Source organism: Dactylosporangium vinaceum (genome assembly GCF_019904175.1).
GTDB classification, from domain to species: Bacteria; Actinomycetota; Actinomycetes; order Mycobacteriales; family Micromonosporaceae; genus Dactylosporangium; species Dactylosporangium vinaceum.
Window position 1 is genome coordinate 5524817 of sequence record NZ_CP061913.1, and the last position, 26095, is coordinate 5550911.

General features: G+C 73.5%; 27 protein-coding genes. 16 read left to right on the top strand and 11 right to left on the bottom strand.

Annotation, left to right across the window (positions count from 1 at the left end; all coding sequences use genetic code 11):
* Window positions 1-41: 41 nt before the first annotated feature.
* From Dvina_RS24650 to Dvina_RS24660, 3 genes are all read right to left on the bottom strand, one after another.
* The gene (locus Dvina_RS24650) at window positions 42-728 is read right to left on the bottom strand and encodes an LmbU family transcriptional regulator (RefSeq protein ID WP_223104821.1); all 687 of its coding nucleotides are present in this window, start codon (window positions 726-728) and stop codon (window positions 42-44) included.
* Window positions 729-1226: 498 nt separating this feature from the next.
* On the bottom strand, window positions 1227-2402 hold the full coding sequence (locus tag Dvina_RS24655) for a cytochrome P450 (RefSeq protein WP_223104822.1): 1176 nt from the start codon (window positions 2400-2402) through the stop codon (window positions 1227-1229).
* Window positions 2403-2584: 182 nt separating this feature from the next.
* The gene (locus Dvina_RS24660; protein WP_223104823.1) at window positions 2585-3223 is read right to left on the bottom strand and encodes a DJ-1/PfpI family protein; all 639 of its coding nucleotides are present in this window, start codon (window positions 3221-3223) and stop codon (window positions 2585-2587) included.
* A 207-nt stretch (window positions 3224-3430) separates the two neighbouring features.
* Here Dvina_RS24660 and Dvina_RS24665 point away from each other — a divergent pair, with 207 nt between their 5' ends.
* The 7 genes from Dvina_RS24665 to Dvina_RS24695 are packed head-to-tail and all read left to right on the top strand — an operon-like array spanning window position 3431 to window position 10546.
* The gene (locus Dvina_RS24665) at window positions 3431-4618 is read left to right on the top strand and encodes a condensation domain-containing protein (RefSeq protein WP_223104824.1); all 1188 of its coding nucleotides are present in this window, start codon (window positions 3431-3433) and stop codon (window positions 4616-4618) included.
* 23 nt (window positions 4619-4641) lie between these two features.
* Window positions 4642-5334, top strand: a complete 693-nt coding sequence (locus Dvina_RS24670) for a class II aldolase/adducin family protein (protein ID WP_223104825.1) — start codon at window positions 4642-4644, stop codon at window positions 5332-5334.
* A 30-nt stretch (window positions 5335-5364) separates the two neighbouring features.
* The gene (locus Dvina_RS24675; protein WP_223104826.1) at window positions 5365-6558 is read left to right on the top strand and encodes a nitroreductase family protein; all 1194 of its coding nucleotides are present in this window, start codon (window positions 5365-5367) and stop codon (window positions 6556-6558) included.
* The gene (locus Dvina_RS24680) at window positions 6555-8018 is read left to right on the top strand and encodes an AMP-binding protein (RefSeq protein ID WP_223104827.1); all 1464 of its coding nucleotides are present in this window, start codon (window positions 6555-6557) and stop codon (window positions 8016-8018) included. Before Dvina_RS24675 ends, Dvina_RS24680 begins: the two co-directional genes overlap by 4 nt.
* On the top strand, window positions 8015-8284 hold the full coding sequence (locus tag Dvina_RS24685; protein WP_223104818.1) for a phosphopantetheine-binding protein: 270 nt from the start codon (window positions 8015-8017) through the stop codon (window positions 8282-8284). The genes Dvina_RS24680 and Dvina_RS24685 overlap by 4 nt, the downstream gene beginning before the upstream one ends.
* Window positions 8281-9399, top strand: coding sequence for an acyl-CoA dehydrogenase family protein (locus Dvina_RS24690; RefSeq protein WP_223104828.1), 1119 nt, complete (start codon window positions 8281-8283; stop codon window positions 9397-9399). The genes Dvina_RS24685 and Dvina_RS24690 overlap by 4 nt, the downstream gene beginning before the upstream one ends.
* 4 nt (window positions 9400-9403) lie before the next feature.
* A complete protein-coding gene (locus Dvina_RS24695; protein WP_223104829.1) occupies window positions 9404-10546 on the top strand; it encodes an LLM class flavin-dependent oxidoreductase in 1143 nt (380 codons plus the stop codon).
* Between the two features lie 44 nt (window positions 10547-10590).
* Here the strand turns inward: Dvina_RS24695 and Dvina_RS24700 are convergent, their stop codons facing one another.
* Both Dvina_RS24700 and Dvina_RS24705 read right to left on the bottom strand, forming a co-directional pair.
* Window positions 10591-11418 (bottom strand): metallophosphoesterase family protein, encoded by an 828-nt coding sequence (locus tag Dvina_RS24700; protein ID WP_223105695.1) that lies wholly within the window; start codon window positions 11416-11418, stop codon window positions 10591-10593.
* 263 nt (window positions 11419-11681) lie between these two features.
* Complete coding sequence (locus tag Dvina_RS24705) at window positions 11682-12275, bottom strand: TetR/AcrR family transcriptional regulator (protein ID WP_223104830.1); 594 nt, start codon at window positions 12273-12275, stop codon at window positions 11682-11684.
* Window positions 12276-12371: 96 nt separating this feature from the next.
* Here Dvina_RS24705 and Dvina_RS24710 point away from each other — a divergent pair, with 96 nt between their 5' ends.
* Together Dvina_RS24710 and Dvina_RS24715 are read left to right on the top strand one after the other, a co-directional pair.
* Window positions 12372-13295, top strand: coding sequence for an alpha/beta fold hydrolase (locus tag Dvina_RS24710; RefSeq protein ID WP_223104831.1), 924 nt, complete (start codon window positions 12372-12374; stop codon window positions 13293-13295).
* 73 nt (window positions 13296-13368) lie between these two features.
* Window positions 13369-13830: an NUDIX domain-containing protein gene (locus Dvina_RS24715; protein WP_223104832.1), complete on the top strand. Its 462-nt coding sequence runs from the start codon at window positions 13369-13371 to the stop codon at window positions 13828-13830.
* A gap of 6 nt (window positions 13831-13836) precedes the next feature.
* Here the strand turns inward: Dvina_RS24715 and Dvina_RS24720 are convergent, their stop codons facing one another.
* On the bottom strand, window positions 13837-14247 hold the full coding sequence (locus Dvina_RS24720; RefSeq protein ID WP_223104833.1) for a DUF3253 domain-containing protein: 411 nt from the start codon (window positions 14245-14247) through the stop codon (window positions 13837-13839).
* Window positions 14248-14366: 119 nt separating this feature from the next.
* On the opposite strand from Dvina_RS24720, the gene Dvina_RS24725 reads away from it, so the two are divergent.
* Window positions 14367-14933: a hemerythrin domain-containing protein gene (locus tag Dvina_RS24725; protein WP_223104834.1), complete on the top strand. Its 567-nt coding sequence runs from the start codon at window positions 14367-14369 to the stop codon at window positions 14931-14933.
* Between the two features lie 14 nt (window positions 14934-14947).
* Here Dvina_RS24725 and Dvina_RS24730 read toward each other — a convergent pair whose 3' ends face one another.
* Together Dvina_RS24730 and Dvina_RS24735 are read right to left on the bottom strand one after the other, a co-directional pair.
* Window positions 14948-16210 carry an ammonium transporter gene (locus Dvina_RS24730; RefSeq protein WP_223104835.1) on the bottom strand — a complete coding sequence of 421 codons (1263 nt, stop codon included), beginning with the start codon at window positions 16208-16210 and terminating at the stop codon, window positions 14948-14950.
* A gap of 140 nt (window positions 16211-16350) precedes the next feature.
* Window positions 16351-17253 (bottom strand): GNAT family N-acetyltransferase family protein, encoded by a 903-nt coding sequence (locus tag Dvina_RS24735; protein WP_223104836.1) that lies wholly within the window; start codon window positions 17251-17253, stop codon window positions 16351-16353.
* Window positions 17254-17320: 67 nt separating this feature from the next.
* On the opposite strand from Dvina_RS24735, the gene Dvina_RS24740 reads away from it, so the two are divergent.
* Window positions 17321-17959, top strand: coding sequence for a class I SAM-dependent methyltransferase (locus Dvina_RS24740; protein WP_223104837.1), 639 nt, complete (start codon window positions 17321-17323; stop codon window positions 17957-17959).
* 20 nt (window positions 17960-17979) lie between these two features.
* Here the strand turns inward: Dvina_RS24740 and Dvina_RS24745 are convergent, their stop codons facing one another.
* Window positions 17980-18156, bottom strand: a complete 177-nt coding sequence (locus Dvina_RS24745; protein ID WP_223104838.1) for a hypothetical protein — start codon at window positions 18154-18156, stop codon at window positions 17980-17982.
* An 84-nt stretch (window positions 18157-18240) separates the two neighbouring features.
* Here Dvina_RS24745 and Dvina_RS24750 point away from each other — a divergent pair, with 84 nt between their 5' ends.
* Genes Dvina_RS24750 through Dvina_RS24765 form a run of 4 tightly spaced genes read left to right on the top strand, consistent with a single transcriptional unit; the run spans window position 18241 to window position 21314 of the window.
* Window positions 18241-19410, top strand: coding sequence for a sensor histidine kinase (locus Dvina_RS24750; RefSeq protein ID WP_223104839.1), 1170 nt, complete (start codon window positions 18241-18243; stop codon window positions 19408-19410).
* Complete coding sequence (locus Dvina_RS24755) at window positions 19407-20033, top strand: response regulator transcription factor (RefSeq protein WP_246656415.1); 627 nt, start codon at window positions 19407-19409, stop codon at window positions 20031-20033. The genes Dvina_RS24750 and Dvina_RS24755 overlap by 4 nt, the downstream gene beginning before the upstream one ends.
* A 19-nt stretch (window positions 20034-20052) precedes the next feature.
* Window positions 20053-20361, top strand: a complete 309-nt coding sequence (locus Dvina_RS24760; protein ID WP_223104840.1) for a hypothetical protein — start codon at window positions 20053-20055, stop codon at window positions 20359-20361.
* Window positions 20358-21314 carry an anti-sigma factor RsbA family regulatory protein gene (locus Dvina_RS24765; RefSeq protein WP_223104841.1) on the top strand — a complete coding sequence of 319 codons (957 nt, stop codon included), beginning with the start codon at window positions 20358-20360 and terminating at the stop codon, window positions 21312-21314. Before Dvina_RS24760 ends, Dvina_RS24765 begins: the two co-directional genes overlap by 4 nt.
* Here Dvina_RS24765 and Dvina_RS24770 read toward each other — a convergent pair.
* Window positions 21302-23545 carry a putative bifunctional diguanylate cyclase/phosphodiesterase gene (locus Dvina_RS24770; protein WP_223104842.1) on the bottom strand — a complete coding sequence of 748 codons (2244 nt, stop codon included), beginning with the start codon at window positions 23543-23545 and terminating at the stop codon, window positions 21302-21304. The two genes, Dvina_RS24765 and Dvina_RS24770, sit on opposite strands and share 13 nt — an antisense overlap.
* A 186-nt stretch (window positions 23546-23731) precedes the next feature.
* Here Dvina_RS24770 and Dvina_RS24775 point away from each other — a divergent pair, with 186 nt between their 5' ends.
* Window positions 23732-24217: a hypothetical protein gene (locus Dvina_RS24775; RefSeq protein ID WP_223104843.1), complete on the top strand. Its 486-nt coding sequence runs from the start codon at window positions 23732-23734 to the stop codon at window positions 24215-24217.
* Window positions 24218-24373: 156 nt separating this feature from the next.
* On the opposite strand, the gene Dvina_RS24780 is transcribed toward Dvina_RS24775, so the two are convergent.
* Window positions 24374-25960 (bottom strand): tetratricopeptide repeat-containing diguanylate cyclase, encoded by a 1587-nt coding sequence (locus Dvina_RS24780; protein WP_223104844.1) that lies wholly within the window; start codon window positions 25958-25960, stop codon window positions 24374-24376.
* Window positions 25961-26095 lie beyond the last annotated feature (135 nt).

Genomic DNA, 26095 nt, shown 5'->3' on the forward strand with positions numbered 1-26095 from the left:
CGATGGCGCCGAGCGCCCCGCCGCCGTGATCCGCCGGCCGCTCAACCCGCGGATCGCGTCAGCACGCCGGGGCCCGGCCGTGCGGTCCGGGCCGCGGCCTGGTCCAGGGCCCAGGCGACCCAGCTCTCGAACTGCACGCCGCAGAACTCCGCGGCCTGCCGCCAGCCGTCGATCTTGCCGCTCTCCACGCGGATGCGCGGCATCACCTCGGTCGGCTCCGGCTCGGGGTCGGGCTCCGGCTTGGCGTCGAGCGCACCGACGTAGTCCTTGATCCGGGCCCGCAGCTGCTTCGTCGTCCAGTGCGAACGCTCGGCCTGGTCGAGCCACCAGTCCTGCTCCGACGCGGGCAGCGAGGCGATCTCGGCGTGGTGCTGGAACGACAGTCGCTCCCGCCGCCGCTCCAGCGGGAACCGCCGGGAGACCCACGAATAGTTGCGCAGCGTCTGGTACTGCAGCCCGGCCGCCCGGATCGCCAGTTCGTAGCGGTCGGGGAAGCGGCTCTTGCCGTACACCAGCCAATCGCCCAGACACCAGGCCGAGGAGTCGACCACCTCGGACAGCCGGCGCCCGCACTGCTCCCACATCTCGAAGCTCAGCTCGTGCGATATGCGCAGCCCGACCCGGGTCATGCGGGTCCGGGCCGGACCGGCGGGGGGTGCCGGGTCCATGGCGGAGGCCGCCTCGGCGCCGGTCGGCGCGTGGTCACGAATGCCAGCATCGATGTTCATCTAGTGCCTTTCCTGAGGGGTCCCGACGAAGGTCACGGTCGCGATGAGTTCTGACGATCGCGCGATGGCAACACCTTTCCGCACGGCTCGACGGCGGTGGGCAGGGTCGGTCGACGCGCCGGCGACGCTGCCGGTGCGTCGTGCGCATGCTGCTGGCCCGGCGGTCCGATGGACGCCGGTGTGGCATGTCGACAGTGGCTGCGGGCTCGGCTCGGCGCCGTGGTGCCGCGCGGCTCCCGCGGGTCTCCGCCGGGCCGCCGGACGGCGTCCGGGGCGCTGATGCGGGCCTCACGGGCCGTCCTGGTCCTCCTCCGCGCAGACCACGACGTGCCGCGTGCCGGCGAGCTACAGGGGTCGGGTCCTCCCATCGTCGCGCGGCCGGAAATCACCACTTGTGGATGCTTCATCCACAAATACGAATCTATGTGACGGTTGTATGACGGTCAACCGTGGCCGCCCGCGCCCGGCCGCCGATGTCGCCGGCGGCCGGGCGCCGGCTCAGGCGATGCGCTCGCGCCGCTGCCACGCCAGGCGCAGGTGCTCGGGGGCGCGGAACACGTGCCCGCGCAGGGCGGCCAGGGGCGCGCCGGGCCGCAGCCGCCCGTAGCGGCGGGCCATGCGCTCGAAGAGCACGTCGAACTCCGCCATGGCCAGCTGGATGCCCAGGCAGGTGTGCGGGCCGGCCCCGAAGGTGAGGTTGCGCGTCTCGGTCCGCTCCGGCCGCCAGGTGTCGGGGTCGGCGAACGCCTCCTCGTCGCGGTTCGCGCTGCCCAGCGACAGCAGCAGCGCCGCCCGGCGGGGGATGCGCACGCCCCGGATCTCCATCGAGGTCGCCGCGTAGCGCAGCACGGAGTGCGTCGGCGGCTCCCAGCGCAGCGTCTCGCGGAGCACCTGGGTGCGGAACCGGTCGTCGAGCAGGGCGTCGGGCTCGATGCCGTGCGCGAGCACCGTGTGCATGACGGTGCTGATGGTCGCGACGCTCGTCTCGGTGCCGGCCAGCAGGAACAGGATCGCGGTGCTGAGCTGGGCCGGGTCGACCGCCTGGCCCGGCGGCACGAGCAGGTCGATGAGCGTCGGCCGCTCGCCGGTGACGCGCTCGGTGAGCAGGTGCTCCCAGTAGTCGGCGAGCTCCTTCTTGGCCGCCCGCGCATCGTCGAGCGGCGCCGGGGGCAGGTCGATGACCCCGGCGAGGGGCTTGACGCGCGGGCGGATCCAGGGTGCGTCCCCGGGCGGCAGGCCGAGCAGCCGGGTCACCACGCCGTAGGGCACGGCGACGGCGATCTGCTCGGCGAAGTCCACCTCGGTGGCGTCGCCGACCGCGTCGAGCACCTCCTCGACCACCGGGACCAGGATCTCCTCGCGCCACCGCCTCACGCCCGAGACGCCGAACATCGGCGCGAACAGCTGCCGCATCTCGCGGTGCTGCTGACCTTCGGAGTCCAGCACCGTGGGCCCGTAGAGCCGGCGGCTGGCCCGCATCGGGAAGTCGCTGATGAGCCGGCGGTCCGACAGCGCCGCGGCGACGTCGGCGTGCTTGACGACCAGAAACGCGCTGGCCTGTGCCGAATAGTGGACCGGATCGGTATTGCGCAGCCGTTGATAAATCGGCCAGGGATTGGTCTGGAACTCATCCGACGTGAGGTCCGGCGAATATTCGGTCCCCGTTACGCTCATGTACATTCCTCGCCCACGGTACATGTCGAGCGGGCCGTGCCGACCCTATCGACGATCGTAAGTAGATGATCAAAACCCGGCAACCGGCCGTCCCTGGTTGGGAGTCGCCCGCCAGCCGATACTCAGGAAATTGCCAGCCGCCGGTAATCACCCGGTATTGCGGGCGGTGGCGCGGGCCGTGACTAGCTGCGCATCACCGTCTCGCGGCGCGCCCACAGCAGCTCCCGGACGCGGCGCGGCGCGGTCTGCGGCGACCCGGCGTCGAACGGCGGGTGCGGGTCATACTCGGTGGCGAGCTGGATCATCTTGGCCGTCAGCGGCCCGGACAACTGCTCGGCCAGCGCGAGGGCCATGTCGATGCCCGCGGACACCCCGGCCGACGTCATGTACTTGCCGTCGCGCACGAACCGCTCCGGCACGTGCGTCACGCCGCGGGCCTCGAGCTCCTCCACGGCCAGCCAGTGCGTGGCCGCCCGGCGACCCTTGAGCAGGCCGGCCGCGGCCAGGATCAGCGCGCCCGTGCACACCGACGCGGTCCAGGTGCTCGTCTCGTCGACGGCCCGCAGCCAGGTGTGCAGCGCGCCGCCCTCGGGCAGTTCGAAGCCGCCCGAGCCGCCCGGCACCAGTACCACGTCCGGGCTCGTCACCTCGTCCAGCGTGCGGTCCACGGTGAGGCCGAGCAGCCCGGTGTCGGAGCGGACCTCGCCGCGGCGCTCACCGACGAAGACGAGCTCGGCGTTGGGCACGCGCTGGAGGATCTCGTAGGGTCCGACCGCGTCCAGCGCGGTGATCCGCGGATACAGCACGATGGCTATCTGCATGCGTCAGTCCTTTTCGCCGGTGGCTTTCGCCCGATCGTAATAGCCGCCCTGTCCTGTCGACAGGACAGGACAGGCATTGGCGGAGATCGAGCTTGCCGGGCCGTATATCGGCGCCTTCTTCTTGACCTGTCACCGGCGCCCGCAATAGCGTCCGACGTCATGAGTGACGAGGACTATTACCCTTGCACCTGGGATCAGAATGAATCGTTGACCTGGCAATTCAACGGCTGTATCGGGCACGGTGTCGCGGAGCGGGTCTGGACGATCGAACCGGCCCTCGATCCCGCCCTCGTCCGCCGTGCCTGGCTGCAGACGCTCGCGAAACATCCGGCACTGACGGTGCGCTATTCCCTGGGCCGGGACGGGTTCTGGCGCCAGACGCCGCAGAGCCTCGACGTCTGCGACAGCTTCGTCGTCGACGCACCCTACGTCGACAACACCACCCGCGGGCTGATCAAGCGGTACACCGACCCGCTGCAGGGCCGGGTGACCTCGCTGATCATCGACACCCAGGCCGACCGCACCGTCGTGCACATGTACATCGACCACATCCCGCTCGACGGCTACTCGATGCGCACGATCATCGAGACGTTCAGCGGCTACCTGTCCGGCGCGCAGTACCGCGGCGAGCGCGACATGCGCTTCTTCGAGCACTGCCGCACCTACGGCGCCACCCCGCAGACGAGCGGCCCGCTGCCGCCCCACGCACCGATCACGCCGTACGACCCGGTGCCGCGCAGCGAGGGCCCGCTCCGCGACGAGCCGATCGCCGTCGTACGCCGGTTCAAGCTGCCGATGGCGGGGCTGTCGCGCGAGGACCGGGTGAACGTCGCCGGCATCGGCCCGGCGATCGGGGCGGCCGCCATCGCCCGCGCGGCCGGCGGCGGCGTCGACGAGGTCCCGACCCTCGTCACGGTGCCCGGCCGGCGCACCGACACGCTCGGGGCGGTCGGCCGGTTCCTCGGCTACGTGATGATCGGCCTGCCGTCCGACGACAAGGACCTCTCGGCGGTGGCCCGGCGCATCTACGGCCGCATCCTCAACGCCGCGAAGCCGCGCACGCCGGTGCCGATGAGCCGGATCGTCGCCGCCCGCGCCCCGCACCGGACCGCCTCGAAGTACAAGCAGCCGGAGCAGATGCTGCCGTACATGGCGATCGACCACTCGCAGCGCGAGCCGGACCTGGTCGCCGGCGAGCACCGCACCCGGCTGGACGTCGCCGGGCCGGAGCTGTACCTGGGCGCCGCCGCCGTCTACACCGGCATCGCCGACGACAACCTCGCCATCACCGTGGGCATCCGCCTGGATCACCTCAACCCCGTGGTGTTCGACCACGTGGACGAGCTGATCGGGGAGTTTCTCGCCCAATCCGGGCCGCGGCCCGGCGCCAACTGAAACCGACGGAGGCGGTGTCATCCATGGACAAGCAGACTTCGCCCCTGGCCGGGCTCGCGGTGGCCGGGGCGCGCATCCTGTCCCGCAACGGCCACGACGACTTCAACCAGGGCCAGATCTCCTTCCGCCGCCCCGGGGCCGGCGACTTTCACATCAAGCAGGCGCAGACCGGCTTCAACGAGGTCGACGAGCACGGGTTCGTGCCGGCCGAGACGCGGGCCGACGCCGCGCCGGACCGGCTGGCGCCGCCCGAACTCCCGCTGCACCAGGCGATCTACCGGGCCCGCCCGGACGTCGGCTGCATCGTGCACAGCCACGCCCGCGCCTGCCTGGCCTTCGGCGCGCTGGAGCGTGACATCGAGCCGATCAGCCACGAGGGCGCGCTGTTCCAGGGCGACGTCGGGCACTTCACCGAGACCAGCAACACCGTGCTCGAGCAGAGCGTCGGCGAGGCGATCGCCGGGGTCCTCGGCGACAAGATCGCCGTGCTCCTGGTCAACCACGGCAGCGTCGTGGTCGGCAAGTCGATCCGCCACGCGGTCGTCTTCGCCACCATGCTCGAACGCGCCGCCGACCTGCAGCTGCGGCTGCTCGCCACCGGCCTGCCGTACTCGATATCGGACGCGCTGGACGTCAAGGCGAAGCGTGAGTTCGTCTTCGCGGACCTGTCGGTGCGCTCCTACTGGGACCACGCGGTACGACAGCTGTCCATGTGAATGACCGGCACCGATCCGATAGGGCTATCAATGCAGGCACTGACTTGGTCGGACCTGATCGACCCGCCGTGCCCGGGACACCGGACATCGCAGCCGCTGCAGGGTGCGCCGGCCGCCGTCGTCCACCTCCTGGAGGGCGCGGTCGGCCACCCGCAGGACGCGGCCCGCTGGCGGACGCCGTCGGCCGGCGGCATCTACCCCTACGAGCTGTTCCTCGCCCTCGAGGACGCCCCGCACCTGCTGGCCCACGTGGACCTGCACCGGCGGGTCGTCACCACGACGGCCGAGGCGGCCGAGGCGATGGCCGGCGCCCGGCGGTTCCTCTACGCGCTGTGCGGGCGGCCGTGGCTGTCGATGCGGGCCTACGGCGGGCGCGGCTTCCTGTACCACCTCGTCGACCTGGGCCACGCGCTGTTCAACGCCGCGCTGCTGACCGGCGGTGACGACCCGGAGGCCACGCTCGGGGTCAAGCGGTTCGCCCGGGCCGTCACCGCGGCCCACCCGACCGCGCAGGTGGTGTGCATCGACCGCGTGGCGGCCGGGGCGAGCCCGGCGGACGCCGGCGGCTGGCGCCACGACGTCGTCGACGCGCGCGACCTGATCCCATACCGGACGGAGTACGAGATCGCCAGCACCGGCGCGCTCAACGCCTCCACCCGGGAGCGGCTGCGCCGGCCGGTCGACCCGAGCCTGCAGGTGCTGGCCAAGCTCGTCGAGCAGCGCCGCTCGGCCAAGCGCTTCCACGACTCCGCGGAGGCCGACGGCCGCATCGGGCAGCTGCTCGACGCGCTCCCGGAGCGGCTGGCCGCGACCGCCGCCGGGCTGGGCCTGCCGGCGCCGGGCCTGCGGGTGCTGGCGCCGGACGAGCGGGAGCGTCGCCTGCCCACGCCGCGGCAGGCGACAGCGGCGATGTCGCAGCAGAAGTACCTCGCCCACGCGCGCGCCTACGTCGTGTTCGGCATGGAGCGGGGGCCGTACCGCAGCATCGACCGGGCCGTGCGCCGCGAGCTGCTGTCGATCGGCGCGGCCAGTGAGCTGATCTACCTGGAGGCGGCCCGCAGCGGCGTCGCCGTCACCGGGGTCGGCGGCATGGACCCGCGCATCTGGGCCCGGGTGACCGGCCTGGCCACCCCGCTGTACCTCATCGCGCTGGGCGTGGAGACGGGTGTCGTGCCCGCGCCGGCGGTACCCCACAAGCTCGATCGGATGAACGTGGTCGCATGATGCTGGGTCAGACGCTGCTCGAGAAGCTCGAACACCACCAGGACGCCGTCTTCGTCGACGGCCGGGGCGCGGCGCTGCCCTTTCCGGAGCTGGCCAAGCGGTGCGCCGAGCACGCCGGTGAGCTGCGCGCGCTGATCGGCGGCCGGCCCCGGCCGCGGCTGCTGCTGGCCAAGGAGAACGGCACCGGGCTCGTGGTGGCCCTCCTGGCCGCGCTCGCCGCCGACGCCGTCCCGATCGTGGTCGACCCCACGATCTCCGACGACCAGCTCGCGATCCTGCTCGCCGACTGCGGGGTGCGCGCCGTGCTCGCCGACCGCGACCCGGCCCGCCTCGGCGACCGGACAGTGCAGACGGCCGAGGGCGCGTGGATCGTGCGGGACGGCCCCGACACCGCCGTCTCGGCCCCGGCACCCGACACCGCGCTGTGCCGGCTGTCCAGCGGCTCGACCAAGACCCCGGCCTGCGTGGAGTTCTCCGCGACGGCGGTGCTCAACGCGGCCACCACCTGGGCGGCGGCGTCGGGCCTGAGCGGGCGGGACCGGATCCTGTGCTTCGCCGGGCTGTACAACGGGCTGGCCTTCAACACTTCGCTGATCCCGGCCATGGTGTCGGGGGCGTCGCTCATCGTCTCGGCGGCCCCGCCGACCGGCGGCCATGTGATCCGCATGATCGACGAGCACCGGCCCACGGTGATCGTCGGCTTCCCGGTGCTCTACGAGCGGATCGCGCACCGCATCGACAGCGCCGACCCGCAGCAGGTGCGGGCCGTCCAGCAGGCCCGGCTCCGGCTGTCGTCGGCCGCGCCGCTCGCCGCCGAGACCCGCCACCGCCTGGCCCGCCACGACATCGAGGTGCACGACTACTACGGGACCATCGAGACCGGACCGGTGACCTTCAACCACCCGGCCGCCGACGGCCAGGGCCGGCTGCTGCCCAACGCGGTCATCGCCCTGGCCGACGACCGGGGCGACGGGACGTACGCGGCGCTGAACATCAAGACGACATCGGGCGCCACGAAGTTCCTCAACTACCCGGGGCTGTTCGAGTCGCAGCTGGACGCCGGCGGCTTCTTCTGCTCCGGCGACCTCGGCTTCCTGGAAGGCGACCGGCTGTTCCTGCGCGGGCGGGTCTCCGGCCACCTCAACATCGGCGGCAAGAAGCTGTCGCGTGAGCTGCTGCGCGAATGCGTGGAGTCGGTGGTGCCGGCCGGGGCCACCGTGTTCGCCGGCTGCGTGATCGACCGCGACGGCCGCGACGCCATCGGCGTGCTGGTGGAGACGGCCGGCCCGCTCGACCCCGCGCTGATCCGCAGCCGGGTGCGCGAGCGGCTCGGCGCCTCCTACACCCCGGCGTTCGTCGCCGCGGTGGCGGCACTGCCGCGCAGCGGTACCGGCAAAGTGCGCCGGATCGACACCGAGAAGTTCATGAACGAGTTGTTTGCGAAGGGGATTGACCGATGAGTGTGGACGTCGAGCGGGACGCATTGCGCCAGGAGCTGTTCGCGATGGTGTCGCGGAGCACCGGTGGTGCGCTGGAGTCGGGGGAGTCGTTCGGGGTGGCCACGGAGTTTCCGGATACGGGGATGACGTCGATCAGTTATCTGGAGCTGATCGACGGGTTGGAGACGAAGTACGGGGTGGTGGTCGATCTGGAGTCCGACGGGCTGCGGCTGACGAGTATCGACAAGGTCGTGGACTTCCTGCTGGAGCAGGGCGTCGCCGCATGAGCGCGGCGAGCTTCGATGCGGAGCTCGCCGCCCTGCTGGAGGAGATCACGCCGGACGTGGTCGAGCACCACGAGCGCTCCGGCGCGCACCCCGGCAAGCTGCTCGCCCGGGTCCTCGGCACCGGCCTGGCCGGCTGCGTCCTGGACCCGGCCGGGCCGCCCGGCGGGCGGTGGCGCTTCGCCGCGGCCGTCGCCGCGATCGCCGAGCGCTGGACCGCCCTTGCCGAGTCGGTCCACCTGCAGGTCCTCGCCACGTGCGGGCTGGCCGAGCACGGCACCGCAGGGCAGCGGGAGCGCTACCTCGACGGCCTGCGCTGCGGCACGCTCGTCGCGGCGAACTGCCTCAACGAGCGCGAGGCCGGCTCCGACCTGGCCGCCATGACCACCGCGGCGACGCGGACGGCGGACGGCTACGAGATCAGCGGGGTCAAGGAGTGGATCGGCCACGCGCCGGTCGCTGACGTGTTCAACGTGTATGCGAAGACGTCCGGCGGCGGGCTCGGCGGGATCACGTGCTTCCTGCTCGACGCCGGTGCTCCCGGCCTCACGGTGCACGAGCGGGCGAAGGTGGCCGGGCTGGGCGGGCTGCCGGCCGGTGACGTGCACCTGGACCGGGTCCGCGTCGGCCCCGAGGCGGTCCTGGGCCGGGTCGGCCGCGGGGTCCGGGTCGCCCACCCGCTGTTCACCCAGGGCCGCATCGGCATCGCCGGGTGCGCGCTCGGCCTCGGCCGGGCCGCGCTGCGCCGGGCCGTCGCCCACGCCTCGGCGCACCACCAGTTCGGCCGGCCGATCCTGGAGTTCCAGGGCATCGCCTTCCCGATCGCCGAGGCGAGCACCGAGCTGGCCGCGGCCCGGGCCCTGGTCCGGGTGGCCGCCGATGCGCTCGAGCACGGCGGCGGCGACGCCGAGCTGCTCGCCGCCCAGGCGAAGCTCAAGGCGACCACGGCCGCCAGTCAGGCGGCGGCGGTGGCCGTGCGCGTGCTGGGCTCCCGCGCCTACGACGAGGACGAGCCCGCCCTGCGCTGGGCGGGCGAGGCCCGGCTGCTCGAGCTGCTGCAGGGCACCAACGAGATCCAGAAGATCGCCATCAGCTCCCGACTCAAGTTCCTGGGGTGAGTGCATGAATCCGAAAGCGTTCGGCGTCTTCCTGCCGCCATACCACGACCCGGCGAAGAGCCCGCACACCGCGCTGCGCGACGACATCGAGCTCTGCGGGCTCGCCGACGACCTCGGATACGACGAGATGTGGCTCGGCGAGCACCACTCCGGCGGCTGGGGCACGCTCAGCTCACCGGAGCTGCTCATCGCCGCGCTGGCCCGCGAGACCCGCCGCATCCGGTTCGCCACCGGCATCACGCCGCTGCCGTACCATCATCCGCTGCACGTCGCGGAGCGCATCGCGCTCGTCGACCACCTCAGCGCCGGCCGGGTGATCCTCGGCTGCGGTACCGGCACCTACGTGCACGACATGGAGATGGTCGGCGTCGACCCCACCACCGTGCGCGCACACTTCCGGGCCGCGCTGGACGCCGTGCGCGCCCTGCTCGCCGGGGAGACGGTCACCGTCGAGACACCCTGGTTCAGCGTCAAGAACGCGGTGCTGCAGCTGCGGCCGTACCGGGACCGGGTCGAGATCGTCGTCGCCTCCTCGCTCAGCGACGAGGCGGTCGAGCTGCTGACCGAGACCGGGACGACGCCGATCGTCAACCTGGCCCCGCCGTACGGCACCGTGCGGCCCGGCACCGGTGCCGACCCCGTCGCCACCCTCACCGAGCGGGTGGCGACCTACCGGGCCAAGTCCGACGACCCGGCCCGCCTGCGCGCCAACGTCTTCGTCCACCTCGCGGAGTCGGCCGAGCGGGGCGTCGACGAGCTCATCGACGGCTTCACGGGCCAGCGGCTCGGCCTGTACCGCACCGTGCTGGGCCTGCCGATGCCCGCCGCCCCGGCCGTGAACCGCAAGGCGCTGGAGAGCATGGTGGAGCAGGGCGTGTTCGTGGTCGGCGACGCGGCCGCGTGCGTCGCCCGGCTGGAGGACCTGCTCGGCCGCCTGGGCGAGCTGGAGACGCTGACGTTCTTCGTCCCCGGCTGGCTGCCGCACTCGGCCGTGCGCGAGCAGCTGACGGCGCTCGCCGACGAGGTCGTGCCGGCCCTGCGCGCCGGGCGCGCCGGCACGGCCGAGTCCATCCGGATCGTCTCGGAGGAGGCGGCCCGGCAGGCAAAGCTGCGGGCCGCGATGACGGTCAGCGCGCCGGCGCAGTAGCCCGTCGCTCGCGAGGGCCGGCGGGTCACCCCGCCGGCCCTCGTTCATGCCGGGCCCAGAATCCGCCGCAGCGGTGGTGCGTCGCCGCGGGCCTTCCACTCCTTCGGGTAGCCGAGCGACACCTCCTCGAACCGCACGCCGTCGACGGTGCGCGTGCCGGGGATGTGCAGGTGCCCGTAGACGGCGGCGGCGGCCCGGTAGGTGCGGTGCCAGCCGCCGGTGAGCGTGGTGCCGCACCACTGCGCGAACTCCGGATGCCGCAGCGGCTCGGTGAGGCACCGCTCCAGCGGCCAGTGCGACACCAGGACCGTCGGCACCCCCGGCTCCAGCGCGGCCAGCCGCGGCAGGGTCTGCGCCACCCGGGCCCGGCACCACGACTCCCGGTCCGGGTAGGGGTCGGGCGGCAGGAACATCTCGTCCGTGCACACCACCCGGGCGCGGTAGGCCGCGCGCAGTGACTCCTGTTTCGTGGACGTCCCGGGGGCGCGGAAGCTGTAGTCGTACAGGACGAACAGCGGCACGATGACGACCGGCCCGTCCGCGCCCTCCCAACGCGCGAACTCGTCCTCGGGCGTGCGCACCCCGAGCCCCCGGCACATGTCGACGAGCGCCAGGTACCGCTCCTCGCCGCGTACCTGCACCGGGTCGGCGGGTAGCGTCCACAGCTCATGATTGCCGGGCACCCAGACCACCTCGGCGAAGCGCGCCCGCAGCCGACGTAGTGCCCACTCCACGTCGGCGAAGGTGTCCGCCACGTCCCCGGCGACGATCAGCCAGTCCCCATCCGACTCCGGCCGGATCTCGTCGGCGATCCGGCGATTCTCCCCGAACGACACATGCAGATCACTGACCGCGAACACCGAATTGTTCATCATCGATATCGTGCCACAGCCCGCTGCGGTGCAGGACGCGGCGCAGCAGGTGCAGCCCGTCGAGGCCGGGCGAAGTCGAGATCCTCGAACCCGACCGGCGCGACCGCCCGGCTGTACGCGGCGACGTCAAACCCCATGTCCCATTCGACACCCGGCCGGCGCCCGCACGGGCCGTTTCGCCGGGCTCGCCACGGACCCGGTGGACGCGATGGCCGGGGTTCAGGCGGTGGCCATGGCGTGGCGTCTGCGCAGTTTGCGAGGGTTCAGTGCGGCCGGGCGGCGGCCCGCTCGGCGGGGATGCGCGCGGCGGCCGCGGCGACGGTTGCCAGGTCCTCGTTCGAGAAGCCGGCGCGGCTGAGTACGGCCAGGGACTTGTTCATCGCCAGCACGCCCAGCGCCAGGTCGGCCGCCTCCCGCTCGTCGGCGCCGGCCGCCCGGAACGCCTGTTCCAGCAGCACGCGCAGCCGGTCGATGGTGGCGCGGACAAGCGCCTGGCCCGGCGGGTCCAGGGCTTGCAGCTGCGCGGCCGACATCGTGAGCAGGCACCCGTCCGGGACCGCCGGGTCGGCGATGCGGTCGAGGGTCACCCGCAGGTAGGCGGCGATGGCGGCGGCCGGGCCGGGATGGGGGCCGGCCAGGGCCTGCTCGTACAGCGGCTGGTAGGTCTCGGTGTACCGCTGCAGGCTCCTGCGGAACAGGGCGCTCTTGTCGCCGAAGGTGCTGTACAGCGACCCGCGGCCCAGGCCGGTGCCCTCGGTGAGGCGCTCGATCGAGGTTTCCGAGTAGCCCCAGCGCCAGAAGACGAGCATCGCGCTGCGCAGCGCCTCGTCCACGTCGAACTGCTTGCGACTCACCATGATGCTCAGGCTACACATCTTGCACCGATCGTTCCAACATGCGTATGGTGTCGGCATGACAAGTTGTACCGATCGTTCCAAGATGGCGGTGGCGGCATGACGGCACTGAGCGCACTACGACTGCCCGACGGGTTCACCGACGTCTTCACCAGCCGGTTCGTGGACGTGGACGGGCTGCGGCTGCACGCGGTCACCGGCGGGGCGGGCCCCGCGCTGCTGCTCGTCGGCGGGTGGCCGCAGACCTGGTACGCCTGGCGCGAGGTGATGCCCGCCCTCGCCCGCCACCACACCGTCGTCGCTGTCGACTCGCGCGGCGCCGGGCTCTCCGACAAGCCCGACGACGGGTACGACGCCGGCACGCTCGCCGATGACCTGGTCGCGCTGATGGCCGCGCTCGGCCACGACCGCTTCGACGTGGCCGGCCACGACATCGGCACCTGGACCACGTACGCCCTCGCCGCCGACCACCCCGACCGGGTAAGCCGCATCGCCGTCGTCGAGGCGATGATTCCGGGCCTCACCCCGTCCCCGCCGCTGCTCGGGCCGGTCGCGCTCAACCAGAAGCTGTGGCAGTTCGGCTTCAACCGGCTCACGGACCTCAACGAGGAGCTGGTCCGGGGGCGCGAGCGGCTCTTCTTCGGCTGGCAGTTCGCCACCAAGGCGGCCACCCCGGCCTCGATCCCCGAATACGCCGTCGACGTCTACGTCGACGCGATCACCGCGGACCCCCGCGCGCTGCGGGCGAGCTTCGCGTACTACCGGGCGCTCGAGGAGACGATCCCGCAGAACGAGCGGCGCAGCCGGACCCGGCTGACCCAGCCCGTCCTCGCCGTCGGCGGTGCGCTGTGGAGCGGCACGTACGCCGTCGACACGATGCGGCTCGCGACCGACGACGTCACCGGGGTCATCCTCGACGACTGCGGTCACTACCCGGCCGAGGAGCAGCCGGCGCGCTTCACGCAGGTGCTGGAGCGCTTTCTCGCCGGCGAACCGGCGGACGGGGCGACAACGGCGCCGTAGCCCTGGGGCCGCCTTCCGCCCGCAGCTTTGGGGCGGCGGCGCCCGGTCAGGGGTGGGCGGCTAGGCTCGCCGCGTGCCCTTCGAACCGTTCCGGGCCGCCGTCGCCGTGCACGGCATCCTCCGCGACGGCGAGCGGACACTGCTGATGCGCCGGGCCGACACCACCCACCGCGACGGGCAGCTGGCCCTGCCGGCCGGGCACCTCGACGGGGGCGAGGACGCCGTCGCCGGGCTGGTCCGGGAGCTGCGCGAGGAGCTGGGCATCGAGGCCGACCCGGGCGCGTGCCGGCTGCGGGTGCTCGTGCACACCGCCCCGGAGTACGCCGAGGACTTCGAATACCTGCACCTGTTCTTCGACGTCGGCGGCTGGCTCGGCACACCGCGCATCGCAGAGCCGCACAAGTGCACCGAGCTGCTGTGGGCCGACACCCGAACGCCGCCGCCCGACCTGGTCGACTACGTCGGTGCCGCCCTGGCCGCCGCCGAGCGCGGCGAGACCTTCGCGCGGCACGGCTGGCCGCCCGCGCACGGCTGACCCGGCTCACCAGGCCGGGCCGCGGGCCAGGCGGACCGGGCCGGCGGCGGTGGCGATGTCGACGTCGGTGCCGCGCTGGCGGACGGTGAGGACGCCGCGGCGGGCCAGTTCGGCGGCGACGTCGCGGGCCGTGTCCATCGCGTCACGCCAGGCGTCGCCCGCGGCGACCCGAGCGGCGTCGCTCGGGCAGATCGTGGATGCCGGGCGCCGGTGGCGCAGGAGTGCCCGCATCGCCGCGGCCAGCCGCGCCCGCCGGGCGTCGGGTGTCGCCTCCGGCCAGGGCTCGCCGCGGGTGCCGAGCGCCATCTCGGCGTCGCGGACCCGGTCGCTGTCGGGCCGGGCGCGCGCCGCGGCCAGCTCACTGCGCAGCTCCCGGCGCAGCGGTTCGGGGACGCCCCGGTCCGGCTCCTGCTCCACACGGCCATTGTGCGCCGCCGCCGTCCGGGCCGCGGCAGGCCGCCCGGTTCTGCGTAGGTTCGCCGGATACGGGTACTGACTGCAACGTCCAGGCCACCGAACGAAGGAACGCGATAGCCATGCCCGACGCCGATGTGCAGGCCGATGTCGTCGACATCCTCGCCACCGACCACACCGAAGCCACCGACCTGCTGGCCCAGGTCCGCGCCACGACGGACCCCGCCCGGCGGCGCGAGCTGCTCGACACCGCGGTCAGCGAGCTGGTCCGCCACGCCGTCGCCGAGGAGATGTACGTCTACCCGGCCATGCGCAAGCACCTGGCGGACGGTGAGCGGGCCGTCGAGCACGACATCGCCGAGCACAAGGAGCTCGAGGCGACGATGAAGGAGTTCGAGGCGGTCGACGCCGACAGCCCCGAGTTCGACGACGCGCTCGACCGGCTCGACGCGCTGCTCGCCGACCACATCCGCGACGAGGAGGCCGAGCAGTTCCCGCAGCTGCGGGCGCGCCTGCCCCGCGAGGAGCTGGTCGAGCTCGGCGAGAAGGTCCAGAACGCCAAGAAGCTCGCCCCGACCCGGCCGCACCCGAACGCGCCCAACAGCGAGCTGTTCCACAAGCTCGTCGGCCCCGGCGTCGGCCTGGTCGACCGTCTCCGCGACAAGCTCTCCGGCCGCACGACCGCCTGACCCGGCGGAGCCCGTCAGGCCAGGTGGCTGAGCCGCCCGGCGGTCGTCGTGTGCTGCTCGTAGGCACTCTCCGCATGGATGGCCAGGTCGAGGCCGCCGAGCTCGTGCTCCGGGGCGACCCGGAAGCCGGTGGTCCGGTCGATGGCCTTGGCCACCAGCCAGGTGACGGCGAAGGCGTAGGCGGCGACGACGAGCACGGCGAGGCTCTGGCGGCCGAGGAGATCAAGGCCGCCGCCGAACGCGAGGCCGCGGTCATGACCGGTGACCGCGGCCGTCGCGAGGACGCCGATGAGGACGGTGCCGAGCAGGCCGCCGACGCCGTGGACGCCGACGACGTCGAGTGAGTCGTCGTAGCCGAGCTTGTACTTCAGGCCCACCGCGTAGCAGCAGGCGACGCCGGCGACCGCGCCGATGGCCAGCGCGCCGAGGGGGTTGACCGAGCCGCACGCGGGCGTGATGGCGACCAGGCCCGCGACCGCGCCGGACGCGGCGCCAAGCGTCGTCGGGTGCCCGTCGCGCCAGCGTTCCACGATGAGCCAGCCGCCGACCGCGGCCGCGCCGGCGACCTGGGTGTTGAAGAACGCGGTCGAGGCGACGCCGCCGGTGCTCAGCGCGGATCCGGCGTTGAAGCCGAACCAGCCAAACCACAGCAGCCCGGCCCCGAGGATGACCAGGGGCAGGCTGTGCGGGCGCATCGCCTCGGTGCGGAAGCCGAGCCGCGGGCCGAGGACCAGGGCCAGGGCCAGCGCCGACGCGCCGGAGTTGATCTCGACGACGGTGCCGCCGGCCAGGTCGAGGATGCGCAGGTGGGTGGCGATCCAGCCGCCGGCGAAGACCCAGTGCGCGATCGGGACGTACACGACGAGGACCCACACGGCGACGAAGGCGATCCAGGCCCCGAACTTCGCGCGGTCGGCGATCGCCCCGCTCAGCAGCGCCGCGGTGATGATCGCGAACATGAGCTGGAAGGCCGCGAACGCCATCGTCGGCACCGAGCCGGTCAGGTCGCGGGCGCCGATCCCGGCCATACCGGCGTGCTCCAGCGACCCGATCAGGCCGAAGGCGCTGTCCTTGCCGAAGGCGAGCGAGTATCCGGCGAGCACCCACACGACGGTGACGACGGCCAGGCACGCCAGGGACATCATGAGCATGTTCAGCGCGCTCTTGAGCCGGACCATGCCGCCGTAGAACAGCGCCAGACCGGGGACCATGAGCAGTACCAACGCCGCACTCACCAGCAGCCAGGCCGTGTCGCCCGCGCTGAACCCCTCCGGCATCCCGGACCCCTCCCGCCTCGCCTGTGGCCCGTGATCGCCGTTGATCGCGTGGCATGCAGCGTTACGGTCCCTCATTTCGCCGGGTGAACACCGAGGTTTCGAGCATGTTTCCGGGGCTACATTCCCGTAGCGCCGGGCGGTCAGCGGTGCGGGCGCTCGAAGTGACCCTCCCGGGCGTCGGACTCGTAGCCGGCGCGCTGCAGCAGCCGGACGGCGGCGGTGTTGTCGGCGCTGACCCGCAGCTCCCAGGGCTCGGTCCGGTCCGGGGCCGGCGGCACGCGCGAGATCGCCTCGGTCAGCATGGCCAGGCCCAGGCCGCGGCCGCGCCACTGCGGGACCGTGCCGAAGTGGAACGGGCCCTCGCCGTCGCACCCGACCAGGCCCACCGCCCAGCCCTCCGCGTCCCGGGCCAGCAGTGACCTCTCCGGGACGAGGCCCTGGGCGTAGATGACGCCGCGCCACGTCCGGCGGGACTGGTCCGGGTCCTCGAGATAGGTGAACGGGTTGGCCGGCAGCTCCGCGAACGACTCGGCGTACACGTCGTAGCCGTCGTCGTCGTCCCAGTCGGTGAACGTGATCCCGGCCGGCACCGGTGCGAGCTCGACCGGGTGGTCCGGGGGCCGGCCCAGGTGTTCGAGGGCCGCGACCCGCCGCAGGCCGCGGCTCTCGGCCAGGCGCTCGGCGGCCGGGGTCAGGACCGGGATCTCCAGCGAGACCCCGCCGCGCTCCAGGGCCCAGTCGAGGATCGCGCCGCCGATGCCGCGGCCGCGCCACTGCGGGTGCACGTGCCCCTCGATCGTGCGGCTGCGCGGCGACGGGTGCACCACGACGCCCGCGACGAGCCGGTCCCCGGCGAAGCCGGCCACGCCGGCGCAGCCCTCGAGCCCGGCCCACCCGCCGGTCGGCTCGGCCCGCCGGGCACCGTCGGCGACGGCACACGCCGCGGCCAGGTCGATGAGGTCGTCCCGCTCATCGATGCCGAGATCACGCCACTGGACCCCGTACACGGCGCGCGGCGGCTGCCGTCTCCTGAACCACCACATGGCCGGATCGTCCGCCCGCGGCCCGGCCGGGGCGACTGTTCCGTCGCAATGGCGGCACACTTGGGCGATGACTGATGAGGTTCTGGCCGAGCAGGTCGGCTACTACCGCAGCCGGGCGGCGGAGTACGACGCCACCGCCTACGGGGACCTGGGGCCGGCCCGGGAGCGCATCGCCCGGATCGTGGGCGAGCTGGCGCCGCGCGGGCGGGTGCTGGAGCTGGCCTGCGGGACCGGGCTGTGGACGGAGCCCATCGCGCGCGTCGCCGACTCGGTGCTGGCCGTCGACGCGGCGCCCGAGGCGATCGCCATCGCGCGGGAGCGGCTGACCGGCGGTGACGTGACGTTCGAGGTGGCCGACATCTTCGCGTTCACGACCGGCGAGCGGTTCGACGTCGTGTTCTTCTCGGCCTGGCTCTCGCACGTGCCGGCCGAGCGGTTCGCCGGGTTCTGGCAGCGGCTGCGCGGGCTGCTCGCCGACGGCGGGCGGGTGCTGTTCATCGACGAGCCGGTGGACAACAGCGCGAAGGAGGCGTTCGTCGGCGACGCGATCGTCGAGCGGACGCTCAACGACGGGCGGACGTTCCGGATCGTCAAGTGGTTCATCGACCCGGCGGCGCTCAGCGAGCGGCTGCGGGCGCTCGGCTGGCAGTGCTCGGTCGAGCGGGACGGCACCGACTGGGTCGTGGGCACGGCCCGCCCCGCGTGAACAGGGCCGGCCGTGCCGGGTCAGCGCGCGCCGCGCAGCAGGAAGGAGCGGGCCGTCCACAGCACGCCCAGCACGATGCCGCCGATGAGGGCGACAGTGCCCACGAGGTCGTCGGTCGTCAGGGCGACGATCGCGACGGCGGCGCCGTAGCAGACGGACAGGATCAGCATGATGTTCAGGCTCAGCCGGGGAGTCATGGCTCCACGCTGCCGGGGGCGGCGGCGGGGCGCATCCAACGACCGTTGGATGCGCGGGCGGCGCCGGTGCCCGATCATGGCGGGATGAGCGCGACCGCCGATCCGGGGCAGCACGAGTGGCACCGGCTCGCGGTCGGCTGGCACATCGCGTTCGCGGTGCTCGCGGTCACGACCGCGGTGCTGATCGTGCTCGACCCGCCGCTCAGCGGGGGCGAGCGGGTGCTGGGGGTGGCCCTCGTCGGGGTGTTCGCCGGCTGGTACCCCCTCGCCGGCGCACGGCTGCTCAGAGCGCCCCGCAGCCGCAGCGGCTGGTGGTACGTCGGGGTCGCCGTCGCGCTCACCATCGCCGTCGCGGCCGTGTCGCCGGCCGGGACCGTCCTGCTGTTCGTCCTCTTTCCCCAGGTGTGGGCGATGCTGCCGGTGCGCCAGGCGGTGCTCGGCACCACTGTCGCCGTCGCCGGGATCGGGACGGTGTTCGCGCTGCGCTACCAGGACCCCGCCTCGGTGCTCGTCTCGGCCGGCCTGGCCCTGGTGTGCGCCGTCGGGGTCGGGCTGTGGATCAGCCGGATCATCGACCAGAGCGCGCAGCGGGCCCGCCTGGTCGCCGAGCTCGACGCCACCCGGGCCGAGCTGGCCGCCGTGAGCCGCGAGGCCGGGGCCCTGGCCGAGCGGGAGCGCATCGCCCGGGACATCCACGACACGGTGGCCCAGGGCTTCACCAGCGTGCTGCTGCTCCTCGACGCGCTCGAGGCCGACTTCACGAACGAGGAGCTGGCTCGGGGGTACCTCCAGCGAGCCCGCGACACCGCCCGCGACAACCTGGCCGAGGCCCGGTCGCTGATCGCCGCGGCCACCCCGCCGGCCCTGCGCTCGGCCTCCCTGCCGGCGGCGCTGCAGCTCGTCGTCGACCGGATCGGCCCCGACCTCCCGGGCGGTGCGACGCTCACCGTCGAGGGCGAGCCGCGGCCGCTGCCGGCCGAGCTGGAGATCGTCGCGCTGCGGGCCGGGCAGGAGGCCCTGGCCAACGTCCGCCGGCATGCGAGGGCGTCACGGGTCGAGGTCCTGCTGCAGTACAGAAGCGGCATCCTGGCTCTTCGCATCGGCGACGACGGTCAGGGCTTCGACGCCGAGCAGCGGCCCGCCGGCTTCGGGCTCGCCGGGCTGCGCGAGCGCGTGACCACGGCGGGCGGGTCGGTGATGGTGCGGACCGCCCCCGGGGCCGGCGTCACTGTCGACGTGGAGCTGCCGACGTGAGCGCCGTGCGGCTGCTCGTCGTCGACGACCACCCGATCGTCCGGGAGGGGCTGCGGGCCGTGCTCGACCGGGAGCCGGACCTGACCGTGGAGGCCGACTGCGGCAGCGGGCGGGAGGCGGTGCGGCTGGCGGCGGCGCTGCGCCCGGACGTCGTGCTCATGGACCTGCGCCTGCCGGACCTCGACGGGATCGACGCGATCGAGCGGATCACCGCCGACGGTACCGCCCGCGTGCTGGTGCTGACCAGCTACGACACGGACGGCGACGTGGTGCGGGCGGTGGCCGCGGGCGCCGTGGGGTACCTTCTCAAGGGCTGCAGCCGCGAGGAGCTCACCGCGGCCGTGCGCACCGCCGCGAAGGGCGGCACCGCGCTCGCCGGACCGGCCGCGGGGCGCCTGGCCCGGCACCGGCGCGGTGACGTGCCCCAGCTCACCAACCGCGAGCTGGACGTGCTGCGCTGCCTCGCCCGCGGCCTGTCCAACCCGGAGACCGGCCGCGAGCTGTTCGTGAGCGAGGCGACGGTGAAGACCCACGTCATGCGGATCTTCGACAAGCTCGACGTGAAGGACCGCACGGCCGCGGTGACGACCGCCATCGCCCGCGGGCTGCTGCCGCGCCTGTGAACAGAGCTACGCTGCGAGTGTGAGCTGTCCGGCGACCGACGAGCACGTCCGCCGGGTCGACGGCGCCCTCGCCGCCGGTGCGCTCGACGCCACTGCCGAGCAGTGGTTTCCCGCGGTCCCGGACCGGGTACGAGCCCACCCTGTAGAGGGACTGATCGTGTTCGACGCCCAGGACCTGCGTTTTCTCGAGTTCCGGGCGCTGCTGCACCGGCAGCGCCACCCCGAGCGGCGCAGCGTGATGGTGACGCCGTGCAACCCGCCGGCGACCGCGGCCCACCTGGTCGAGCTGCTGCGGCTGTCGCGGATTCGGATCGGGGCGGCGCGATGAGGACGGGGGCCGGGGCCGGGCACACCGGCTACCTGCACGAGGCCATCTGCTACGACTCCGACGAACACCTGCTCGACGTCGTCGTGCCGTTCCTGCTCGGCGGGGTCGCGGCCGGCGAGCCGACGATGGTCTCGTTCGGCGAGCGCAACGCCGGGCTCGTGCGCACCGCACTGCCGCCCGGCTGCCCGGTGACGTACCTGACCGGCGGTGAGGTCTACGCCCGCCCGGCCGGGGCCATCCGCTCCTACCGCACCCTGCTCGCCGAGCACGTGCAGCGGGGCGCCGGGCAGATCCGCATCGTCGGCGAGCTGGGCCGCCCGCAGTTCGGCCCCACCTGGGACTGGTGGGCCCGCTACGAGTCGGCGATCAACCACGCCTACGACGAGTTCCCGCTGTGGAGCATGTGCGCCTACGACACCCGGGCCACGCCCGCCCACGTGCTCGCCGACGTCCTGCGCACCCACCCGAAGACGGCCGGGCCATTCGACAGGCACACGGCGAACGCGCAGTACACCGACCCGGAGACGTTCCTGCTGGAGAACCGGCCGGAGGTCGCCGACCCGCTGCAGCGCGCCACGCCCGCCTCCGACACGCTCGACGGGCAGCCCGGCGAGTCGCGCCGGATCGTGCGCGAGGCCGGGGCCGGCCGGGTCGGGCCGGCCAAGCTCGACGACCTGACCCTGGCCGTGAGCGAGATCGTCGCCAACGCCCACCGCTACGGCCGGCCGCCGGTGCGGATGCGGGTCTGGGCCGGTCCCGGCCGGGTCGTCGTCACCGTCACCGACACCGGACCCGGCCCCAAGGACCCGTTCGCGGGGCTGCTCCCGGCGGCCAGCGAGACCTCCGCCGGGTTCGGGCTGTGGATCGCCCACCAGGTCTGCGACCACGTCAGCATGCAGCGCGGCCCGGACGGGTTCTCGATCCGGCTGACCGTTTCGGATCAGACGGGCTGAGTGGCCTTCTCCAGCCGCGCCTCGAGCTCCGCCGGGGAGAGGGGGCGGGCGTAGAGGTACCCCTGACCGAGCTCATAGCCCTGTCGTTGCAGCAGCCGGGCCTGGTCCTCGGTTTCGATGCCCTCGGCCACGGCCGCCAGGTCCAGGGTCTTCGCGATGTGGATGACCGCCTGCGCCACCGCCGCCGGCCGGCCCGCCGTCGTGATCTCCTCGACGAAGCTGCGGTCGAGCTTGAGCGTGGTGACCGGGCACGTCAGCAGCAGGCCGAGCGACGACGCGGCCGTGCCGAAGTCGTCGAGCGCGATGCGCACGCCGAGGGCCCGCAGCTCGTGCAGGGTGGCGATGGCCGGCCCGTCGCCGAGCACCGCCGTCTCCGTCACCTCGACAAGCAGCCGCTGCGGGGCCAGCCCGGCCGCGGCCAGGGCCGCGCGCAGGTCGTCGACGAACCCCGGGTCCTGCAGCTGGCGCCCGGCCACGTTGACCGTGATGGACTGCAGGGAGTGCTCGCCGTATCGCCGCAGCCAGTCCGCGGCCTGCCGGCAGGCCTCCCGCAGCGCCCACCGGCCCAGGGGCACGATCAGGCCGGACTGCTCCGCGACCGGGATGAACTCGCCCGGTGACACCGGGCCGCGCGTCGGGTGCTCGAAGCGCATCAGCGCCTCCGCCCCCACGAGCCCGCCGTCCTCCAGGCGGACGATCGGCTGGTACCGCAGGAAGAGCCGGTCGGTCCCGATCGCCTCACGCAGGTCGGCGCCGAGCTCCGCGTGGGCCTGCAGCCGGGCCGCCATGTCCGGCGTGTAGCCGACCGAGCTGCCCTTGCCCCGGTCCTTCGCCGCGTACATCGCGATGTCGGCCTGGCGCAGCAGCGTCCCGAGATCGTCGCCCGGGTTCGCGGGGGCGACGCCGATGCTGGCGTGCACGAGCAGGTGGTGCCCGGCCGCGTTGACCGGCGGCACGAGCAGCGACAGGATGCGCTCGCCGGCCCGGTCGGCGTCGCGGCCGGGAGCGTGGCGCAGCAGGACGGCGAACTCGTCCCCGCCGAGGCGCGCCACGACGTCACCGCCCCGCACCGCCGCCCGCAGGCGCTCCGCGACGGCCACCAGCACCGCGTCGCCCACGGCGTGCCCGAGGGTGTCGTTGACCTCCTTGAAGTCGTCGAGGTCGATGAGCAGTACCGCCGCCTGGGTCTCGGTCTGCAGCGCCGCGTCGACGAGCGCGCTGAACCCGGCCCGGTTGGCCAGCCCGGTGAGCGCGTCGTGGGTCGCCTGGTGCTGCAGCTGCTGCTCGTGACGGCTGACCGAGTCCAGCAGGTGCGCGTTGTCCCGCAGCGCGAACAGCTGCCGGGCCACGACGATCGCGGTGATGAGCATCGCGCCGCAGGCCACCGGCGCGATGTCGATGATGCCGTGCTGCGGGCCGGCCTGGAAGCTCTGCACCGCCAGCAGCAGCGAGGTCGCCCCGACGGCCACGTAGGGCAGCGAGGAGAACCGGCGCCGCCGCCGCGCCTCGGCCTGCACGTCGACTGTCTCGTCGGGGGTCCGCCGCTGTACGTGGGCCGACCAGCACACGATCAGCATGTTGATGATGACGCTGATCGGCTGCAGCCCGACCCACCGCGGCTGGTTGGTGATCGGCGCCGCGGCCGAGGCCAGCACCCCGATGAGGATGGTCAGCGCGAGCAGCCGCAGCGACGACGCGGAGACCGGCCCGCTGCCGACAAGGATCACCTTCATCACGGCGACGAGGGCCAGCAGGCACAGCAGCGAGATCAGCAGGATGCCCAGGAACTTCGGCACCTCCGTGTGCCGCTCGACCATCGGCCGCAGCACGAGGTGCCACAGGAACAGCGCGGCCGCGGCGGTCACCGTGGCCCCGTCGAGCGTCAGCCGGGTCCACTCGCTGCGCGAGCGGTGCCCGACCGGAATCCGCAGCAGCGCCCACATCACCAGCAGCAGCGCCACCGACAACAGCGTCACCGCCGACCCGACGAACACCAGCGGCCGCGACGTCCAGTGCGCGAACGTCGCCACCGTCATCAGCGACGCCCCGACGAGCACCAGCCCCTCGACCACCGTGATGTGCATCCAGAACCGCCGCGCGGCCCGCTGCAACCCCGCCGCCCGCGCCACCCGCACCGTCGTCAGCAACGACGCCAGGCTCGTCCCCGGCACCGTCAACCACATGATCACCTTCGGCGCGGGCAGCCCGGCGGCGTAAAACACGGTCCACACGCACCCGACACCGAAGATCCCGAGGCAGGTGTACAGCAACGGCCGCGTATCCGCCCGCTCGTCCACCGCGCCGCCACCTCTCCGCCTCGCTGGGGGTCCGCCGCCGCTCAGATCGGTCACCGCGCGAGAATTTGAAGGCATTCGGCGCCGGCACTGCGCGCCCCGGTCGGGTATAGCCTGGCCTCTATGGGTGTGCGGATGCGGAGGATGCCGTGCGCGGCGGTCGTCGTCGCTGTCGTCCTCGCCTGCGCATCGGCGTGCGCGGCGAAGTCGGCGGGCGGGTCGCCGTCCCCGCCGCCGGCCGGCAGCGTGTCGGCGCCGGCCCGGGTGGAGGCGCCGTCGGCCGCGCCGAGCGGGCCGTGTGCCGGGGGAGCGTGCCAGATCGAGGTGGCCGTGGGCGATGTCGTGGTCGTGCCCGAGCGGTACGGGCTCGGGCCGATCGAGATCACGGCGATCAGCGGCACCACCGTCGAGATGGTCGCGCCCGTGACCGGGTCCGGGTTCGGCGTCTCGGGGTGCTCCGGGGGTGGCGGCGTGTCGTCGCAGGGCGGCGGTGGGGTGCGGCTGCGCTGCCAGGTGCACACGGCCGGGACCGTCAACGACGTGATGAGCCTGGAGGTCGTCGAGGTCCGCGGCACCACCGCCGTCCTGCGGATCAAGCCCGCCGGCTGACCGGTCGAGCGTCGGGTGCTGCCGGAACGCCTGACTCGCGGCCACATGATCAATACCATGTGTCCGGGTTGGCGGCGGCAGCCGGCCCACGACCGGCAGCGTCAGCTCGGCCTGGTGCTGCCCGTGACCGGCGCCGCACTGCGCCCGGGCGGCCGGTCAGGCGGCGCGGTCGGTGACGCCCGGGTCGGGCGGGCCGACGACACGGTTGCGGCCGGCGTGCTTGGCCTGGTAGAGCCGCAGGTCGGCCAGGGCCAGGAGGTCCGGGCCGGAGGCCACGCCGATGCTGACCGTGATGGTCAGGCCGGGGGCGACGGTGGACCACGGATACTGCTCGACCAGGTGGCGGATGCGTGCGGCCGCCTCAACGGCCTCCGCGTCCGGCAGGTCGCGGAACAGCACGGCGAACTCCTCGCCGCCGTAGCGGGCGGCCGTGTCGCCGGTGCGGCAGCCGGTGCGCAGGAGCGCGGCCAGAGTACGCAGGACCTCGTCGCCGGTCTGGTGGGAGTACCGGTCGTTGACCTGCTTGAAGTGGTCCACGTCGATCAGGGCTATCGCGTGGCCCTCGACGCCGCCGGCGAGCTCGTCGTCGAGGCGGCGGCGGTTGGCCAGGGCGGTCAGCGGGTCCTCGCGGCTGATGCGCAGCAGGCCGTCGGCGCGGCGGCGCTCCTGCTCCGCCGTCGCCTTCGCCAGCTCCGTCTCCATGCGTACCGCGGTGACGCGCGCGTTGCGCTGGGCGGTCTCGGAGGCCACCTGGCAGTACAGCTGATGGAATTGCTTGAATGCCTGGAGCGCCGCACCCGGATCGCCGCAGCGCTCGTAGGCCTCGGCGAGGTGCTCGGCCGCGGTCAGTGCGGCGCCCTTGCTCTCGGCCCGCTCCAGGGCCTCGGTGAACGCGGCCACGGCCTCGCCGTACTGCTCCAGCGCCAGGTGGATCTGGCCGCGGGTGTCGAGGTGGTGGGTGATCGTGTAGGTCGAGTCCCGATCCGGGTCGAGCGTCAGGGACTGCAGCAGGCGCAGCCCCTCCCCGGCCCGGCCGGCGAAGGTGAGCAGCTCGGCCAGGTTGGCCATCGCGGACGCCTCGTTGCGGCGGTGACCCAGCCGGCGGGCGATCAGCATCGCCGACCGGCACCGCTCGGCGGCGTCCTGGGCGTGGGCGAGCGCGGTCTCCTCGTCGCCCACGGCGCGGGCGGCGATCGCGAGCGCGGCCGTGGCGCACCCGCCGGTGTCGAGCATGACGCCCTCGGCCAGCTCGTCGCCGACCAGCCGGGCCATCTCGGCGCCGCGCTCGCACAGCTGCACGGCCAGGTCGAACTGCTGCATCACCAGATACACGTACGACACCGCGGCCATGGCCGGGATCGTGGCGGCCAGGTCCCCGCTGGACTCGGCCAGGGCCAGCGCGGCCGTGCTCTCCTGCAGCGCCTCGGAGGTCTCACCGGCGGCCAGCAGCGCCCGCGCCGCCTCACTGCGGGCCCGCCCCTCGACCGCCGGATCGCCGCCGGCCCGGGCCAGCTCGGCGGCCTCCTGGGCGGCGGCCAGGGCATCCGGGTACTCGTCGCGCAGCCGGCGGCAGGTGGCGATGATCGACAGCGCCTCGGCCCGGGCGCCCGGATCGGTCCGGGCCTGCTCCGCCAGCGCGCGGGCGCCCTCGGGATCGGACACGGCGAGGCGCTCCCGGCTCAGCCGGATGAGCCGCGCGGGCGTGCCGACCCCGGCGACCGCTACCTCTGACCCTGCCGACATGCGCTGCTCCGCCTTTTGCCGACGTACGCGAGCTGACACCTGACACCATCGGTGCTCCGGCCCGGCGGTTGCGGACTCTTCGGGTTGCCGCCCGGTTTCGCTCAGGTGCCGCCCGGTTGCGCCGAAGTTCACGGC

Coding starts and splice junctions, on each gene's coding strand:
- Dvina_RS24650 (WP_223104821.1), bottom strand. CDS start 728: ATGAACATCGATGCTGGCATTCGTGACCACGCGCCGACCGGCGCCGAG.
- Dvina_RS24655 (WP_223104822.1), bottom strand. CDS start 2,402: ATGAGCGTAACGGGGACCGAATATTCGCCGGACCTCACGTCGGATGAG.
- Dvina_RS24660 (WP_223104823.1), bottom strand. CDS start 3,223: ATGCAGATAGCCATCGTGCTGTATCCGCGGATCACCGCGCTGGACGCG.
- Dvina_RS24670 (WP_223104825.1), top strand. CDS start 4,642: ATGGACAAGCAGACTTCGCCCCTGGCCGGGCTCGCGGTGGCCGGGGCG.
- Dvina_RS24675 (WP_223104826.1), top strand. CDS start 5,365: ATGCAGGCACTGACTTGGTCGGACCTGATCGACCCGCCGTGCCCGGGA.
- Dvina_RS24680 (WP_223104827.1), top strand. CDS start 6,555: ATGATGCTGGGTCAGACGCTGCTCGAGAAGCTCGAACACCACCAGGAC.
- Dvina_RS24685 (WP_223104818.1), top strand. CDS start 8,015: ATGAGTGTGGACGTCGAGCGGGACGCATTGCGCCAGGAGCTGTTCGCG.
- Dvina_RS24690 (WP_223104828.1), top strand. CDS start 8,281: ATGAGCGCGGCGAGCTTCGATGCGGAGCTCGCCGCCCTGCTGGAGGAG.
- Dvina_RS24695 (WP_223104829.1), top strand. CDS start 9,404: ATGAATCCGAAAGCGTTCGGCGTCTTCCTGCCGCCATACCACGACCCG.
- Dvina_RS24700 (WP_223105695.1), bottom strand. CDS start 11,418: ATGAACAATTCGGTGTTCGCGGTCAGTGATCTGCATGTGTCGTTCGGG.
- Dvina_RS24705 (WP_223104830.1), bottom strand. CDS start 12,275: ATGGTGAGTCGCAAGCAGTTCGACGTGGACGAGGCGCTGCGCAGCGCG.
- Dvina_RS24710 (WP_223104831.1), top strand. CDS start 12,372: ATGACGGCACTGAGCGCACTACGACTGCCCGACGGGTTCACCGACGTC.
- Dvina_RS24725 (WP_223104834.1), top strand. CDS start 14,367: ATGCCCGACGCCGATGTGCAGGCCGATGTCGTCGACATCCTCGCCACC.
- Dvina_RS24730 (WP_223104835.1), bottom strand. CDS start 16,210: ATGCCGGAGGGGTTCAGCGCGGGCGACACGGCCTGGCTGCTGGTGAGT.
- Dvina_RS24735 (WP_223104836.1), bottom strand. CDS start 17,253: ATGTGGTGGTTCAGGAGACGGCAGCCGCCGCGCGCCGTGTACGGGGTC.
- Dvina_RS24740 (WP_223104837.1), top strand. CDS start 17,321: ATGACTGATGAGGTTCTGGCCGAGCAGGTCGGCTACTACCGCAGCCGG.
- Dvina_RS24745 (WP_223104838.1), bottom strand. CDS start 18,156: ATGACTCCCCGGCTGAGCCTGAACATCATGCTGATCCTGTCCGTCTGC.
- Dvina_RS24750 (WP_223104839.1), top strand. CDS start 18,241: ATGAGCGCGACCGCCGATCCGGGGCAGCACGAGTGGCACCGGCTCGCG.
- Dvina_RS24765 (WP_223104841.1), top strand. CDS start 20,358: ATGAGGACGGGGGCCGGGGCCGGGCACACCGGCTACCTGCACGAGGCC.
- Dvina_RS24775 (WP_223104843.1), top strand. CDS start 23,732: ATGGGTGTGCGGATGCGGAGGATGCCGTGCGCGGCGGTCGTCGTCGCT.
- Dvina_RS24780 (WP_223104844.1), bottom strand. CDS start 25,960: ATGTCGGCAGGGTCAGAGGTAGCGGTCGCCGGGGTCGGCACGCCCGCG.